This window comes from Pseudomonas sp. NFX98 (genome assembly GCF_047784845.1).
Taxonomy (GTDB): Bacteria; Pseudomonadota; Gammaproteobacteria; order Pseudomonadales; family Pseudomonadaceae; genus Aquipseudomonas.
The window spans coordinates 1-17167 of sequence record NZ_JBLNNF010000019.1; the positions used below are offsets into that span (position 1 = coordinate 1).

12 protein-coding genes are annotated in these 17167 nt (G+C 60.5%); 7 read left to right on the plus strand and 5 right to left on the minus strand.

Annotated features, from left to right (window positions below):
* Positions 1-832: 832 nt before the first annotated feature.
* On the plus strand, positions 833-1192 hold the full coding sequence (locus ACM110_RS23150) for a DUF6124 family protein (RefSeq protein ID WP_416129591.1): 360 nt from the start codon (positions 833-835) through the stop codon (positions 1190-1192).
* Between the two features lie 68 nt (positions 1193-1260).
* On the opposite strand, the gene ACM110_RS23155 is transcribed toward ACM110_RS23150, so the two are convergent.
* Genes ACM110_RS23155 through ACM110_RS23170 form a run of 4 tightly spaced genes read right to left on the minus strand, consistent with a single transcriptional unit; the run spans position 1261 to position 6872 of the window.
* Positions 1261-2709 (minus strand): curlin, encoded by a 1449-nt coding sequence (locus tag ACM110_RS23155; protein WP_416129592.1) that lies wholly within the window; start codon positions 2707-2709, stop codon positions 1261-1263.
* Positions 2710-2736: 27 nt separating this feature from the next.
* Positions 2737-3198, minus strand: coding sequence for a curlin (locus ACM110_RS23160; protein ID WP_338586009.1), 462 nt, complete (start codon positions 3196-3198; stop codon positions 2737-2739).
* Between the two features lie 60 nt (positions 3199-3258).
* Positions 3259-5490 carry an Ig-like domain-containing protein gene (locus ACM110_RS23165; RefSeq protein WP_416129593.1) on the minus strand — a complete coding sequence of 744 codons (2232 nt, stop codon included), beginning with the start codon at positions 5488-5490 and terminating at the stop codon, positions 3259-3261.
* 35 nt (positions 5491-5525) lie between these two features.
* A complete protein-coding gene (locus ACM110_RS23170; RefSeq protein ID WP_416129594.1) occupies positions 5526-6872 on the minus strand; it encodes a hypothetical protein in 1347 nt (448 codons plus the stop codon).
* 282 nt (positions 6873-7154) lie between these two features.
* Here ACM110_RS23170 and ACM110_RS23175 point away from each other — a divergent pair, with 282 nt between their 5' ends.
* The 5 genes from ACM110_RS23175 to ACM110_RS23195 all read left to right on the plus strand — a co-directional run bounded on the left by ACM110_RS23175 (position 7155) and on the right by ACM110_RS23195 (position 15724).
* Positions 7155-8603, plus strand: a complete 1449-nt coding sequence (locus tag ACM110_RS23175) for a sensor histidine kinase (RefSeq protein ID WP_416129595.1) — start codon at positions 7155-7157, stop codon at positions 8601-8603.
* Between the two features lie 186 nt (positions 8604-8789).
* Entirely contained in the window at positions 8790-11597 is a 2808-nt protein-coding gene (locus ACM110_RS23180; protein WP_416129596.1) for a multicopper oxidase domain-containing protein, read from the plus strand.
* A 17-nt stretch (positions 11598-11614) separates the two neighbouring features.
* Entirely contained in the window at positions 11615-12730 is a 1116-nt protein-coding gene (locus ACM110_RS23185; protein WP_416129597.1) for an SCO family protein, read from the plus strand.
* Between the two features lie 101 nt (positions 12731-12831).
* On the plus strand, positions 12832-14325 hold the full coding sequence (locus tag ACM110_RS23190; protein ID WP_416129598.1) for a sensor histidine kinase: 1494 nt from the start codon (positions 12832-12834) through the stop codon (positions 14323-14325).
* Entirely contained in the window at positions 14294-15724 is a 1431-nt protein-coding gene (locus tag ACM110_RS23195) for a sigma-54-dependent transcriptional regulator (RefSeq protein ID WP_416129599.1), read from the plus strand. The genes ACM110_RS23190 and ACM110_RS23195 overlap by 32 nt, the downstream gene beginning before the upstream one ends.
* Before the next feature lie 6 nt (positions 15725-15730).
* On the opposite strand, the gene ACM110_RS23200 is transcribed toward ACM110_RS23195, so the two are convergent.
* Complete coding sequence (locus ACM110_RS23200; RefSeq protein ID WP_338586017.1) at positions 15731-16114, minus strand: hypothetical protein; 384 nt, start codon at positions 16112-16114, stop codon at positions 15731-15733.
* A 224-nt stretch (positions 16115-16338) separates the two neighbouring features.
* On the opposite strand from ACM110_RS23200, the gene ACM110_RS23205 reads away from it, so the two are divergent.
* On the plus strand, positions 16339-17145 hold the full coding sequence (locus tag ACM110_RS23205) for a class I SAM-dependent methyltransferase (protein WP_416129600.1): 807 nt from the start codon (positions 16339-16341) through the stop codon (positions 17143-17145).
* Positions 17146-17167: the final 22 nt, after the last annotated feature.

Sequence of the window (17167 nt, forward strand, 5' to 3'; positions counted from 1 at the left end):
TCGCCTCCGGTCTGCTTCGCGACGACCTCCTCTCGATGTGTGCGGCTTCGCCGCACGGCGCTGCGCGCCCACCCCCGGATGAACGCCTCCACTCAGCCTGCCGATGGGGCGGGTGGATCAAGATCAAGAGCGGCAGGCGAGCTAACGCTCGGCCTGTTGAGTGGTTAAGAGCGACGGCGTACACCGTTTTGTCTTTGTCTTTGTCTTTGCCTTTGCCTTTTCTTCTCTGTAGGAGCAAGGCTTGCCCGCGATGACGGCCAGACAGCCGATCTGGGTCTTGAAGATTGACCCGGTCCCTGTGGGAGCTGGCTTGCCAGCGATGGCGGCCTGCCAGCCAACCAATCCCTCTCAGATGCACCCAATTCAACTGTAGGAGCGAGCCTGCTCGCGATGGCGGTGTGTCATTCAGCAGTGATGTTGTCTGACACACCGCATCGCGAGCGGGCTCGCTCCTACAGGGATTTTCGATGGGTCTCGGAGGCGTGTTTAAAAGCCGTCGGCGTATCTTCCTGAAAGCTACATAACCTTGCGTCGTTGCCTACAACTACGTCAGAATCCGCCGGCTTGTGCGCCTTGTCCCTGGTCTTTATCGTTTACGTGTCGCTGTCAATCAGCGACCGGGTTTAGCGACCTGACCAGGTATAAGCGCGACAAGCCAAGTCTCAATTGCATGCGTTCTGCGGTTGCAATTTTCGACATGGTGGCTGTGCGCGGGAGACCTTCGGGTCTGCCGGGTCTTATACCTCCCGGTTCGCTAACCTGCGTACAGCTGCCACCCTCACTTGTTTAGCGACAGGTTTTGGTGGTTTCACTAGGTATAAGGAGCTCCACCATGCCCAAGCCAACACCCAACCCCCCCGAAACCGACAACGTTTCCCCCTACGATTCCCCCGATTCCAAAAAGCTCCACGAAGCCGCCGACCGCGCGTTGGATTACCATCTCAATCCTCCAAAAGACCCTGAATCACCGCGCCAACCCAGCACGATGTTCACCATCGTCCCCGACATCAACACCGAGTCCCTGTTGGCCCACGCTTGCGAATCCCTGGCCTCGGCCAGCGTCATGGCCAGTGATCTCGCGGGGTTCCTGGATACGCCTCATCGCAACTCACTGCTGGGCATTGCGCAGATCATCATGCTCGGCGAACTGGCGGTGAACCGGGCACTGGATAACCTCGATCCGCAGAGCTAACACAATCCCTGCCACAATAAAAAAACCGCGACCCCCCCTCAAGGGCCGCGGTTTTTCACGCCGCGCGATTACTGCTGCAACACTGTTGCCTGGTTGGCCGTACCAAACTGCTGCACGTTGGCGTTCTGGTAGTTGCCGCTCTGATCAACACTGGCAATGTTGCCAGTACCGCCCTGAGTGACATAGGCCACGTTCATGGTGTCAGCCTGTTTGACGGTGATCATGTTGTCGTCGCCGTACACCTGTGTGGTGTACGCCTGGTTGCCGGTGCCTTCCTGGTTGAACTCGGTGCTGTTGCCGGTGCCGTTGGTGCTGCCTTGGGCCAGGTTGGTGGTGCCGCGCTGATCGGAGATCAGGATGTTGTCGGTGCCGTTCTGGTCGAAGTACAGCTCGTTGAACGAGTTGGTCTGGCTGACCGTGGTTTTGTTGCCAGTACCGGTCTGGTTGGTGGTCATGATGTGGCCGATGCCGTCCTGGGTGAAGCTGGCGACGTTGCCATTGCCGGCCTGGTTGACGGTGGCGCGCTGACCGCTGCCGAACTGGCCGCCCAGTTGCGGGCCTTTCCAGTTGCTGGCGTAGACCTTGTTGTCGTTACCCACCGAGTTGGCGTTGAGCACATGGCTGTCGCCGCTCTGGTAAGTGAAGTGCACGTTGCCGGTGCCCTGTTGATAGAGCGCGACGGTAGAACCCAGCGACTCGAACTGGTCGGCGTAGATGGCGTTGAGGTCGCCGACTTGCAGCACGGTGGCGACGTTGTCCTGGCCAAAGCTCTGGTCGACGATGGCTTCGTTGGTCTGCCCGTACTGGTTGATGGTGGCCTGGGCGTTGATCTGGGTGTCTTGCCAGACTTCGGTGCCGTTGCCGTCGCCATACTGGTTGATGGTCAGGGTGCCGCCTTCGCCGTAGCGCTGGTCGCCATAGGCGTAGTTGGTGCTGCCGGCCTGGTTGATGTTGATCTGGCCGCCCATCTGGGCAATCTGTTCGGCGGTCGCGTAGTTGGCGGTGCCGTACTGGATGATCACGGCGTTGTTGGCCGTGCCCAGCTGGATCTGTTCGATGTTGGCCTCGTTGCTGTCACCGTACTGGTAGGTCTGGCCGGATGTGTTTTCCTGACTGTCCTGATAGATGAACGAGAAGTTGCCGCTGCCTTGCTGCAGTTGCAGGGCTTCGCCGCCGCCGACACCGATCGATTGACTGGCATGGCTGACGTTGGCGCTGCCGGTCTGGGTCTGGGTGATGGTGCTGTTGTCCTCGTACAGTTGCTCGGCGTAACCGGCGTTGTAGTCGCCGACCTGGGTCTGGGTAATGGTGCTGGTCGCGTGGTCCTGCACGGCGGCCGCGTCGTTGCCCGAGCCGAGTTGCTGCTGGGTGGCGGTACTGAACGGTGCGGCGCTCTGCTTCACATCGGCGATGTTGGCGGTACCGAACTGGTTCTGGATGGACTCGCTGTCATCCGCCAATGCCTGGGCACTGATTACGACCAGTATGGCGGCGGTTATGGGCGTCAGTTTGAACATGATGAAACCTCCAAGTGGTGCAGTGCTTTAGCGATATTGAGTGACCGAGACGCTCATGCCATTGCCGGCCTGGGTCACAGCGGCTTGCTGACCCGTGCCGGCCTGGACGATGTTGGCGTCGTTGTTGTTGCCGTTCTGGGAAATCTGCGCACGGTTGTGGCTGCCCGATTGGGTAATCGATGCGGCGTTGCCGGAACCCTGCTGGTTGATCAATGCCATCAGGTCGCTGCCTTGTTGCAGGATGTAGGCTTCCTGATTGCTGCCTGACTGGACGATCTGGCCGAGCAGCGACTGGCCGTTCTGTTGCAACAGCGCGATGTTGGCCTGGCCGTTCTGGTCGATCAGTGCTTGCTGGCCCACCGGAGGTGGCAGCTCGCCGAGATCGGCGCCGGGCGCCAGGTCATCGTTTTCCATCAAATCGTCGGCGCGTACGCCTGCGCTGCTGCAAAGCAGAAGCAGGCAGAGCAGGGCGGCGGTCGACGTTTTCATGGCCTTGTCCTTTGGTTGAGGGCTTGCCCCACCAGCCGGGTCGGCCGGTGGGGCGAGCGCTTACTGCACGGTGACGTTGACGGTGCGTACAGAGCCCGGTGTGGATCGGATGGTCGCCGTCGGGTTGACCGATGGGACGACCGCGTTCGTGACGTTCAAGGTCCAGCGCCCGGTGATCGCCACGTTGGCCGTGCCCAGGGTGACCAGACCGGTCGGCGTGGTGACCTGGATGGTCACGGTGTTGCCGAGGATCGTCGAGGACGTACCGGTGAAGTTCCAGGTAAAGCGGTTGCCGGCACGTGCGGTGACGGTGGCAGCCGTTACGTTGAAGACTTCAAGCACCAGAGGCGGTGAGACTTGCACCGTGACGGTGACCGGTGCCGACAGGGCGCCGAGGCTGTCCCGTGCGACATAGGTAAAGGTCGTAGTGAAAGGCAGGAGGATCACCGCCGGTGGCGTGTAGGTAACCGCTGTGCCATTGATGGCCACGGTGCCGCGACCGGCCGGTGGTGGCGTCACGCTGGCGATAGCCAGAGGTCCGTTGCCGTCCGGATCGCTGTCGTTGGCCAACACGTTGATGTTTACTGCGGCGGTGCCCTGAGTCGAGATGCTGTCAGCCACACCCACCGGCGCCTGGTTAGGCGGCGGATTCACGGTGACGGTCACGGTCGCCGCAGTGGTCGAGGCGAGGCCTTTGGCGTCTTGAGCCTTGTAGGTGAAGGTCGCGGTCAACGGAGCAGTGACCACCGCCGGCGGGGTATAGACCACCGTGGAAGTGCTGCTCAATGCTACCGAGCCGCCGCCGACCGCTGGGGTCAACGACGAGATGCTCAGTGGCGTGTTGTTGTCCGGATCGTTGTCGTTGGCCACCAGGTTGAGGGTGACGGGAATACCGGCGGTGGTGGTGCCACTGTCGGCGACAGAGATCGGCGCCTGGTTTTCACCGGTGTCCGGCGCAGTCCCGACCACTACGACTGGCTCGGTATCGCTACCGCCCGAGGCCGATTTGATCGTCACGGTGGCTGGCGGCTGAGTCAGGTCGGCGACGGTCAGGCGTTGCAGGGTGCCGGACTTGGTCAACCGTCCGTAGCCTTGGGCAACCATGTCCGGTACCACGACTTCGTCAGACGAGGTGGCTTCGATCAGCAGGCTGTGGTTGCTCCAGCTGTAGCGAGCGGTCTGCACTTTCACCACGTCGGAGACTTTGCTGGATACCGCCGTCGGCCGGTTGGTGCTGGTCGGATCCGTTGCGGTGACTACCACTACCGGAGGTACGGTGCTGCCGGTCAGGCGATGGCCGAAGAACTGGCCGGTGTTGTCGCCGAGCATGCCGGTCAGGCATGGCGTTTGTGGTGGTCCGGCAACCAGGGCCACGCTTTCGCGGAAGCACAGGACCGAATTGTTCGCCGATTTGCCGAACACTTCGACCCGGGTACCTGAAGCGACGCGACGGTAAGTCGCGCGACCGATCTCCACAGGGGTTTGCGCGCGGCTGTCGAGGATCTTGCCGGACACGGTGAAGAGGTTGGTCTGGATGGTCCCGGGCGGGCCCACGATGCGCAGGAAGTTGGTGTTGTTGGGGCTGCCTTTGACCGCCTCGGTGAGGTTCGGATCACCGACGAAGGTTTCGATGGCGCCGGTTTCCGGGTTCACTTCGGTGTAAGGGCCGTTGACACTTTGCAGGAACGGTCCGACGTCACCATTGAGCGCGCCGCTGAAGTTGCCCGGTGCGCCGATGCCGATGTCGCGGGTGATGTTGATCGCCCGACGGCCCGGGGTGGTGACGTTGACCGTTTCCACGCCGTATGGGTGAGTGATGGTGTAGGTGCCTGCAACCGGCACGTTTATCCGCAGACGAATCCGCGCGAAGCTAGCCTGGTCGCCGTCGATGGGGTCTTCGGCAGAGAATGCCGCTTCGATCCCGGCCACATAGGCGTCCACGCCATACCCACCGACATCGTTGATGCTGGTTTCGGCGAGGAACCAGAAGGCTTCCGGTGGCCAGTTATCCGGGAACACGATCGGCAACGTGTCATCGAAAAAACCGGGTTCCGGATTCAGTATGCACATGTAGGTGGGCGCGCCCGGTGCGGTGGGTGAGCGCGAGCTGGTTGCCTTCGACTGACACAGTTCCAGTTTCAGCAGACTGCTGTCCTGGTACCACATGGGGAATTTCCCCGTGGCGAAGGTGTAGGGGCCGGGGTCGACGGCAGTGAGTTGCGCGAACGCACTGCCAGTTAGCGAGAGAGTCAGCCCGAGCGCGTTGAGCGCGAAGCGTGGCCACTTGTTCATGATGCCTCCTGATGCAGATCTGGGCATGAGAGCGTTCATTGCACGATGACCACTTCTTCGGTGTCGCCGCCGCCATTGGATGACGCCACGTGAACCTTGGCCGGTGGAATCGGCGAGATGCCGGTCGACAGGGATTTCACCGCGCCATCGCCGCTGAGGGCGCCGATGGCGACCCCGGTGCCGGTGGTGACGGTGAGGACCGGTGGCGAAGTTTCATCACTGGTCGAAGCCACGACAGTGATCTGTCCGCTGCTCAGGCTGTACTCGGCTCGTGAGATCACTACCAGGTCGGTCAGCGGCATGGACAAGGAGGTGGGTGTGCTGGTCGCGATGGCCAGATGGTTGTCAGCGGTCACCAACAGGGTGCTCGGCAACGTCGGGTTGGTGGCGGACTGTGCATACCAGTGGCCGGCGGTGTTGGCCTCGGTCAGGTTCAGCACTGGGCTGTTGCTGTCCAGCGTCACGATGGCCGGTGGCGGTGGCGCCATCACGAAAACGTCTTGTTGCGCCACCGGTGCGCTGGCACCGGCTTTACGCGAGTACGTGCTGCGTTCGGCGATGATCGGAGTTGGGCGGACTACCGTCGACAACTTGCCGGAAATGGCCATCACCGTGGTGCGCAAGTCCAGTCCGTTGGGCCCTTCGATGCGGATGAAGTTGGTGTTGAAAGGGCTGCCGGTGAAGGCTTCTTCCAGATTTGGATCGCCAACGAACTGCTCGGCTGCACCGGTGACCGGGTTGGTCTCGGTGTAGGGGCCGTTGACGCTGCGCAGGAACGGACCGATGTCGCTTTTGAGTGCGCCATCGTAGGTTTTCGGTGTGCCGATACCGATGTCCCGGGTCATGTTGATCGCGCGGCGGCCCCCGGCGGGCACGTCAAAGATGTCGACGCCGTAGGGGTGGGTGATGGTGTAGACCCCGGCGGTGGGCACGTCGACCCGGATACGGATACGGCCAAAACTGACCTGATCGCCTTCTTTCGGTTCTTCTGCGGCAAAGGCGGCTTCTACGGCGCTGACATAGGTCAGGTCGATGCCTCGGGCAGCATCGACGATGGAGCCGTCGCCGGTAAACCAGAACGCTTCATCGGGAAAATTGGTCGGGAAAACGATGGGTTGTGTATCGTCGAAAACACCGGGAACGGCACCCAAAAGGCACATGTAGGACGGCGTGCCGGGGACGCCTGGAACCCTTGAACTGACAGCTTTTGTCAGACACAGATCAAGGGTTCGACCATGGGTGTCCTGATACCAAGAGGCGAAGCCACCTGTGGCTGGTACGTAGGGGCCGGGATCTACAGCAAACAGCGCAGCCTGGGCAGCGCCTTGGGCCAGAGCGCTCACGATCAGGGCGATCGTGGTTTTGGACAGTAAAGGGTGCATGAGTATTCCCTCTATCAGAGTACCTGCCCCTTGGATATGGGTCAGTTGACAGGGCTTCGGCAACTCCCATGCCAACCGCAGAAAACGGCCGTGAGAGGCCCGGTGCACAGGCGTTTGCCCGGCGCTGGGGAAGGGTTTCCCCGGAAATGGGAAAGGGGCTCTTTCCCCAGGATTGGGGGTAGATGGGGGCAATGGGGCAGGGTGGGGGAAAGAAGCCCGTCGTCAGGCAAACTGCCAGCAGTGGGCTATAAACCTTGTAGGGGATTTCCGGGAACAACATCCATGACCACGCTTGCAAAGACACTGGCCACCGACAAGGCTGACATTCGCTTGAGCACGCGCAAACAGCCGTTCAACCTGCTGCGCTGGTTTTCGCTGATCAGCATGGCGGTGATCGGCACCGTGGCGGTGGCGTTGGGTTCGGTGTCGACCAAATTCGTGATTACCGAAAGTGTGCAACGCGATGCGCTGTTGACGTCGCAGTTCATCCAGGCGATCGCCTCGGCCGAGGTGCGCCACGTGTCGATTCCCAACGTGCGGACCATGGGCGAGCTGCTTGATCCGCGCAAGGACCGCGACTTTCCCGAGGTCGACCCGCTGGCCCGCGCCAACGCCCGGGGCGAATTCCTCGATCACATCGAACACTTGCCGGACGTGATCCTCGCCAACATCTATGCCCCCGACCGCATGATCATCTGGTCGACCAATCCGGCCCTGATGGGCACCACGATTCATGTCGATGACGATCTGGATCAAGCGTTCGCTTCGAAGCAGCCCGTGTCGGCCAGTTATCACGATGTCGACCATGCGCGCATGGAACAGAAGTTCATCACGCCACCGGAATACATCTTCATCGAAAACTACATTCCGCTGTTCGATGCCGACGGCAACAACGTCACGGCAATGGTCGAGATCTACAAGGAGCCCAAGGACCTGATCAGCCGCATGGAGCGCGGGCTGGTGTTGATCTGGTTGGCCACGGCTCTGGGTGGCGGACTGATTTACCTGGGGTTGTACTGGATTGTGCGTCGGGCGGCGATTCTGCTGGCGACCCAGCAAAAGCAACTGATCACCAACGAAACCTTTGTCGCCTTGGGCGAGATGTCATCGGCGGTCGCCCACAGTCTGCGCAATCCATTGGCGACCATTCGCTCCAGCGCCGAGCTGGCACTGGAATTCGACAGTGGTCCGGCGCACAAGAACATCAACGACATCATCGGTCAGGTCGATCGCATGTCGAAGTGGGTACGCGAGTTGTTGCAATCCTTGCGACCGCTCAATGACGACGCCGAACCGGTCAACCTGGTAGCGTCGTTGCACGACAGCCTCATGGCGTTCGAGCAGCAGATTGCCAAGGGGCGGGTCAACGTAGTGTTCGAGCCCAAAGAGACACCGATGGTGTTGAGCCAGCAGGTGCAGCTCACGCAGATCCTCAACAGCTTGCTGGCCAATGCGCTGGAAGCGATGGACGAAGGCGGCACGCTGGCCATTACCCTGGAGCCGACCGATGCCCGTGGCGTGTGCGTGGTGGTCAGCGACACCGGCAAAGGCATGACCGAAGAACAGCGCGCCATGGCGTTCCGTCCGTTCTTCACCACCAAGCAGGGTGGCCTCGGCGTCGGGTTGGTGCTGGTCAAGCGGATCATGGAGCGTTTTGGCGGCTCGGTGACCCTCGATAGCCGCGAAGGCGAGGGCACCTGTGTCCGTCTGTCGTTCAAGTTGGTTCCCTGACAATGGGGGCGAACTTTCCCCGTTAGCGGGTGTCATTCCCCAGTCGCTTTCCCAGGGCATGGCACATTGATGTTGATAAGCCATTGTTTTGTTGGTTATTAATACTTTTGTAAAAAGCAGTTACAAATTTGGCGAGTTCCTTGCAAAACCTCCATCACCCCCTTCACGCATACGAGGCGGCTGGTGATGGACATAAAAGCGCGGTATCCCTTCAAATGGTTTGGTCTGTTGACGCCGTTGAGCGTCGCTTTGACGATGACGCTAAGTACAGGGACGTTGCGCGCCAGCCCGATCGATGATGAACGACAGCCAGAGCCTTCCGATCCTTCGGCTTACTACGACGAACCGGCGGACAAGGCCGGCGCATTGAACGCGATTTTGACCATGCCGGAGGCCAACGAAGATTCCTTCGATTTGCCGGATGGCGTCAAAGGCTCACGCGATACCACTCGGGTAGAAAACAAACTGCCGCCCAGTCAGCAGACCAGTTTCAACTACCCCACCAATGGCAAGCCCAGTCCGTTGTATGGCGCGCTGCCATTCACTCAGCAACTGCTGCTGTTCGAAGAATTCGGGCCGGAAAAACTCGACCCCACCACACCGGCGGCACCCTTGCCGTTTCCACCGGTGGCCATCGGCCCCTTGCCGGCGCAAGACCCTGCCAGCGCGGCCCGCAGCGCACCGCCAGGCCCGGCACTCGATACGTTCCTGAAGCAGCCCGGATTGACCCCGTTCCCCAGTCAGTTCTCCAACTCGGTGGACCGCAATCCGTGGCAGGCGCAGATCGAGTACTTCCTCAACCGCCACATCGGTTCTTCCGCTGAAGGGCGTCCGCCAGGAAAGGGTTGGTCACATCAGCGCTGGAACGAGTTCTACCCGCAAAACGCCTACAAAACCGTGCAGACCGGTGCGCGGATCAACGGCGGCTTGCGTGACGCGCGGCAGATGCACGGCTATGCCATGGGTGAGTTCGGGCCCGGCGGCCTGTACCACAACGTCGCCGGCGTTCCGGCAACGGACGGTACTTCCAAGGGTGTCGACGCGCGTTTCCACCCCAACATGCCGGTGCAGAACCACAATTCGGTATGGACCTTCGACGGCACCTTGCCGCCAAAACTGTTGATGGTGCGCTACGGCCAACCGGTGCTGATGCGTCACTACAACGGTTTGCCCATCGACCCGGCGGCCAACATGGGCTTCGGTCTGCACACCATCAGCACCCACGAACACAACGGTCACGCACCGGCGGAAAGCGATGGCTATGCCAACGCGTTTTTCTTCCCCGGCCAGTACTACGACTATCGCTGGCCGATCCAGTTGGCCGGTTACGACAGCATCAACACCAAAGCGCAGGACCCACGCGCGGCGTTCCCTTGCTCGCCGGGTGAAACCCTGTGGACCAATGACATGAGCCCCGGCCTCAAGACCTGCGACCACGGCACCATCAAGATCCGTGGCGACTGGCGCGAAACCATGAGCACCCACTGGTTCCACGATCACATGCTCGATTTCACCGCGCAGAACGTCTACAAGGGCAACGCGGCGATGATGAACTACTACAGCGCCCTCGACCGTGGCAACGAGTCGGTGAACGACGGGGTCAACCTGCGTTTCCCCAGCGGCAGCGCCTTGCCGTGGGGTAACCGCGACTACGACGTCAACCTGGTGTTCGCCGACAAGGCCTGGGATCAAAACGGTCAACTGTGGTTCAACCCGTTCAACACCGACGGCTTCCTCGGTGACCAGGTGCTGGTCAACTGGCAGTGGAAACCAACCCTCGACGTACGCGCCCGCAGCTATCGCTTCCGCATGCTCAACGGTTCCGTGTCGCGCTACTTCAAACTGGCGCTGGTGCGGGAAATCAAGGGCAGCAGTGGCGAGTTCCAGGGGCCGAAAGGTTCGGGCGTGTCCTACGCCAGGGTGCCGTTCCACATGATCGCCAACGACGGCAACATCATGGAACACAGCGTGCCATTCGACGGCACCATGGACCTCGACGCCGATGGCGACAAGCAGAACCACAACGCGATCCTGCCGACCCAGGGCATTGCCGAGCGCTTCGACATCATCGTCAACTTCGCGAAAAACGGCATCAAGCCAGGGGACAAGGTGTTCTTCGTCAACCTGCTGGCACACGACGATGGCAAAGGCCCGAAAGAGCCGATCTCCCTGGCTGACGTGCTGTCCGAAAAATACCTGGCGGTGATCAAGCAATCGAGCAAAGGACCGCAATGGGACAAGGGTGATCCCGCGATTGGCAAGGTGTTGCAACTCAACGTCAAGGCCTACACCGGTCAGGACCTGGCCATGGACCCGGCGGCGTATGAACCGGCCAAACCGGGCAAGGCTGAAGGCCTGGTGATGATCCCGCTGAAGATCCACCGCGACAACGCCGCCGACAAGGCGCTGCTGGCCAACGCCCGTCACCGCACCTTCACCTTCGGCCGTTCCGACGGCACCGATGAAGCTCCGTGGACGGTCAAGACCGATGGCGGCTTCGGCTTCCACATGGACCCGCGTCGCCTGAACGCTTCGACCCAACTGGCCAGCGGTCCCACCGATGCCGGGATCGCCGGGTTCGGCACCCTGGAGGTGTGGAACATCAAGGCCGGCGGCAAGGGCTGGAGCCACCCGGTGCATGTGCACTTCGAGGAAGGGATCATCCTCAGCCGTGGCGGCAAGGCACCACCGGAATGGGAAAAATGGGCGCGCAAGGACGTGTACCGCATCGGTTCGGAAAACGATGGCCTGGACAGCGTCGAGATGGCGATCAACTTCCGCGAGTTCGCCGGGACTTACATGGAGCACTGTCACAACACCCAGCATGAGGACAACTCGATGCTGCTGCGTTGGGACATTGAGAAACCCGGGCAATTCCAGTTGATGCCGACACCGCTGCCGAGCTGGGATGGCGTGCGCTACGTGAACTCTGCCGCACTGCCAACCTTCCGTACCGGCGACGGCATGGGTCCACAAGTGACAGTCAAGAAATGAACCGGGAGGGTGTCGACATGAAGCCGCATACACCGCGCACACGTGCCTTGGGCATGCATCTGGTACTGGTGCTGGCGACCTGTTTGCTGGCCAGCCAGCTACTGGTCGCCAACCCGGCGCCGCCGACACCCGAACCCACCCCCGCACCGGCATCCACGGCTGCCACGGCATCCGCTTCGCAATCCGCCACCCCGTGGGGTGGCGACTATTTCCCCAACACGCTGCTGACCGACCAGGACGGTCGGCAGGTGCGTTTTTTCGATGACCTGATCAAGGGCAAGGTGGTGGTGATCAACTTCATCTTCACCTCGTGCAGCGACTCTTGTCCGCTGGAAACCGCACGCCTGCGCCAGGTGCAAAAGTTGCTCGGCGACCGGGTCGGCAAGGACATCTTTTTCTACTCCATCAGCATCGATCCGTTGAGCGATACCCCAGCGGTGCTCAAGGCCTATGCGCAACGCTTCCAGGTCGGGCCGGGCTGGCAGTTCCTCACCGGGGAATTTGCCGACGTCACCGAACTGCGGCAGAAGCTCGGTTTGTTCATCGAAGGCGTCGACAACGGTCGCAGCAAAGACCACAACCTGAGCCTGATCGTCGGCAACCAGGAAACCGGACGCTGGATGAAAGCCTCGCCTTTCGAGAACCCGTGGATTCTGGCCGATCAATTGGCAAACACTTTGCATAACTGGAAACAACCGAGCATCGCGGAAAGTTACGCCAATGCTCCTGAAATTCGTCCGCCGAGCAATGGCGAGGAATTGTTCCGCACCCGTTGTGCGTCATGCCACAGCCTTGGCCCTCTGGACGGGCAGGGCATCGGCCTGCGCAGCATCGGCCCGGACCTGATCGGCGTGACGCGCCAGCGCGATCCCGCGTGGCTCAACCGCTGGATTCGCGAACCGGACCGCATGCTTGCCGAGAAAGACCCGATTGCCATGGAGCTGTTCGAACGCTTCGACAAGATTCCCATGCCCAACCTGCGCATGGACGAGCATTCGGCACAGTCGATCATCGAGTTTTTGCAAGAGGAAACCGATCGCCAACATCCGCCGGTAACACCGTTGACCGCCGGCAACGAGGAGCCCGAACACCACCATGCCATCGCATCTCCTGACCAGACCCGGGTGCAATAGTGGCGAAATACCTCCATTGCTCAGGCATTGCGATCAATGCCACCTACACTGATTCGAAACACGGCTGAAAAGGCTTGAATACCAGCAACCAGGACAGTCCCATGCAGACACTGGACGAACAAAAAAAACCTGCGCCGAGTGCACCGGCAGCAGAAGGCAAGGATTGGCGGCCGCCGTTCAATCTGGTGCGCTGGTTCTCGTTGGCGAGCTTTTTCATCATCGCCGCGGTGGCGCTGGGGCTGGGCTACATTTCCACGCGTTTTGTGGTTGAAGAGAGTATCGAGCGCGATTCGATGCTGACCGCGCAGTTTGTCCAGGCCATTGGCGAGGCCGAAATTCGTCATGCCCAGATCACGCCGACCCGGACCATGGCCGAGATGCTCGACCCGCGGGATGAAAACGCTTACGCCGACGTCGATCCGGCAGCCCGTGCGTCTTCGCGCATCGAGTTTCTCGATCATGTGGAGCATCTGCCGGACATTCTGCTGGCTACGGTCTACGCGCAGGACCGCACAGTGGTGTGGTCGACCAACCCGGAACTGATCGGCGTGAAGATTGAAGACGACCAAGAGCTGGACGAATCCTTCGAAATGAAGGAACCGGTGTCCACCAGTTACCACGAAATCGATGAGGAGCGTCCCGAGCAACGTTTGCTGCGTGAACCGCAGTACCTGTTCATCGAAAACTACATCCCGATGTTCAACGCCGACAAAAGCAAAGTGATTGCCATGGTGGAAATCTACAAGGAGCCGGCCGATCTGGTGGAGCGCATCCAGCGCGGGTTCAAGTCGATCTGGCTGGCGACCCTGCTCGGTGGCGCGGCGATTTACCTCGGACTGTTCTGGATCGTGCGGCGCGCGGCCATGCTGTTGCAGAGCCAGCAAAAACAACTGGTCGCCAACGAAACCTTTGTCGCGCTCGGGGAAATGTCCTCGGCGGTTGCCCACAGCCTGCGCAATCCGCTGGCGAACATCCGCTCCAGCGCCGAACTGGCCCAGGAAATCGCCAGCCAGAGCGCGCAGAAAAACATCGGCGACATCATCAGTCAGGTCGACCGCATGTCACGTTGGGTCCGCGAGTTGCTGGTGTCGTTGCGTCCGGTCAATGACGACTACGAAGAGGTCGATCTGGTGCTGGCCATCGACGACACCCTCGGCGCTTTCGAACCGCTGATCAAACGCTCGAATGTCGAGGTGCGCTTCACGCCCAAAAGCGTTCCACCGGTCGTCAGCCAACAGGTGCTGCTCACGCAGATTCTCAATAGCCTGTTTGCCAATGCCCTGGAGGCCATGCCCAAGGGCGGGACGTTGAGCATCGAGATTGACACACCGGCGCCGGGACAGGTGTGCATGATCCTCAACGACACCGGCAAAGGCATGACCAAGCAGCAACAGCAAATGGTCTTCAAGCCGTTCTTCACCACCAAACAAGGAGGGTTGGGCGTTGGCCTGGCCCTGGTCAAAAGAATAATGGAGCGTTTCGAAGGTTCGGTCGAACTGACCAGCCAGGAGCAGGAAGGAACCCGCGTAAGTCTGAACTTTAAAGTAGCAACGGGAGGGGAATATGGAGCACAGCATACTGCTGGTCGAGGATGATGAACTCCTCGCCGAGAATATTCAGACTTACCTGGAGCGCAAGGACTTCGAGGTGACTGTCTGCCACTCGGCTGAAGACGCACTGGATCAACTGAAGACGTTCTTGCCTGACGTGGTGCTGACCGATAACTCGTTGCCGGGCATGAGTGGTCACGACCTGATCCAGAAGCTGCGCATCAACGCGCCGGATCTGAAAGTGATCATGATGACCGGCTACGGCAACGTCGAAGACGCGGTCGTGGCGATGAAGGAAGGCGCGTTCCACTACGTGACCAAACCGGTGGCTTTGCCGGAGCTCAAGTTGCTGCTGGACAAGGCGCTGGCCACCGAACGCATGGAACGCACGCTGTCGTTCTATCAGGAACGCGAAGCGCAGAAATCCGGGGTTCAGGCGCTGATCGGTGATTCCGCGCCGATGGTCTACCTCAAGGGCACCATTGCCCAGTTGCTCGACGCCGAGCGCCGCATGGCCAACTCCGACCTGCCGCCGGTGCTGGTGGAAGGCGAGACCGGCACCGGCAAGGAACTGGTAGCCCGTGCCCTGCATTTCGATGGCCCCCGCAGCAAAGGGCCATTCATTGAATTCAACTGTGCCTCGATCCCTGCCAACCTGGTGGAGTCAGAGCTGTTCGGCCACGAGAAGGGCGCCTTCACCGACGCCAAGGATCGTCGAGTCGGGCTGGTGGAAGCGGCTGACGGCGGTACGCTGTTTCTCGATGAAGTCGGGGAAATGGATCTGATTCTGCAGGCCAAGCTGCTCAAGCTGCTGGAAGACCGGACCATCCGCCGGGTCGGTTCGGTGAAGGAGCGCAAAGTCGATCTGCGGGTGATCAGCGCGACCAACTGCAACCTCGAACAAATGGTCCAGCAGGGCAAGTTCCGCCGCGACCTGTTTTTCCGCCTGCGCATCATCTCGATCAAGGTGCCGCGCCTGTATGCGCGGGGCGAAGACATCCTGCTGCTGGCCCGGCACTTTCTGGCCAGTCATGGCAAGCGCTATGGCAAGCCGAACCTGCACTTCAGCGATCAAGCCGAAGATCTTCTGCTCAATTACACCTGGCCGGGCAATGTGCGGGAATTGCGCAACATGCTCGAACAGACCGTGCTGCTGGCCCAGAGCGACACCATTGCGGCCCATCAGTTGAATGTGTGCCTGAGCCTGGTGGATGAGCCGGCGATGTTTCAACACGAACTGCCACCCAGCGAACCGCGTCCGGTCTACAACGGCACCGAGTCGATGAACTTGCCGGAAGTCGAGCGTGACATGGTGCGCAAAATGCTCGACAAGACCGACTGGAACGTCACCAAGTCCGCAAGGCTGCTGGGCCTGAGCCGCGACATGCTGCGTTACCGGATCGAAAAACTGGGCCTGGCGCGTCCGGACAAACGGCAGTGGTAGCGTTGCCTACAGGGCCGGGCTCTGCCCGCTCAGGCACGCCAGCATGCACGTCGGGTCGATGACCTCCTGGTTCACGTAGACGCCGCGCTCCTCATCGTAGGTGCGAATGAACACACGAACGGTGGCATCGGCTACCGTCGGCAACCGCGAGTCGGAAAACACGTGCTCGCTGGAAACCGGGATAAAGGTCTGGGGTGATGTCGAAATGTAGGCCCCCGGTGGCACTGTGCTCAGTGAGGGCGGCGCGGGATGGGCGAAGGGTTGGTCGGCCCCGTAATAGTGGAATTCAGTGGTCGATTGGTCGGTTTGCATCAGGCTGTCGTCTGCCTGTGCCCAGGTGGCGGTGGTCAGGCAAAGGGCAAGCAACAGCGTTTGTTCGGTCTTCTTCATGGCAGCACCTGCGGCATCGGATTTCGCGCATATCCCCAAGGCCATTAACTATAGCGTTCCTTGGCGCAACGCGACCTGTAGCAGCTGGCGAAGCCTGCGTTCGAGGACGCAGTCCTCGCAAAAGTCGGGTTTTGCGATACATTTACTCCACCGCCGAACGCAGCCTCGCTGGAGCTCGACAGCTGCTACAGGCCTCAATCAAAGACCCGATACTGGAGCGTGCAATGGAACTGCCGACAAAAGAAAACGTCATCGCCAGCAATCGCGAGGCCTGGAACGACTCCGCCCGCCACCACAAACACTCTCCTGAATGGCAAGTGCACTGGAACGCGGTGATTCATGCGGATTTTTCCTGCCTGGATGAGACCCTGACCGGCGTGCTGACCGAGGTCGGGGTCGACGGCAAGGACGTGGTGCAACTGGGCTGCAACAACGGCCGTGAAAGCCTTTCCCTGTTTGCCTTGGGTACCCGGCAGGTGGTGGGTGTCGATCAGTCTTCGGCGTTTCTCGAACAGGCGCGGGAACTGGCATCGCGTTCACCCCATGCGCCAACGTTCATCGAGGCCGACATTCATCACTTGCCCCGTGAACTGCATGAGCGTTTTGATGTGGCGCTGATCACCATCGGCGTATTGGGCTGGATGCCGGACATCGGCGAATTTTTCCGCCATGTGGCGAAAACCTTGAAACCGGGCGGTGCGCTGGTGGTGTACGAAACCCACCCGTTCCTGGAAATGTTCGATCCCGAAGCAGCGGACCCTTATGGCTTGGCCAGTTCGTATTTTCGCCGTGAGCCGTTCGTGCAAAACGAACCGATCGTCTACGAAGGCAAAGTCGAACAACAGGCTGCGCCGTCCTATTGGTTCGCCCACACCCTGGGCGACATTTTCAGCGCTGCCATTGCGGCGGGGTTGCAGATCAGCCACTTCAAGGAGTACCCGCATTCCAACCGCGAGGAACTCTATGACCGCTATCAGCAGCAGGCGGCGCAGTTGCCGATGTGTTTTACGTGGGTGGCGGTCAAGCGCTGAAGATAAGGTCACAAGCCGAAGC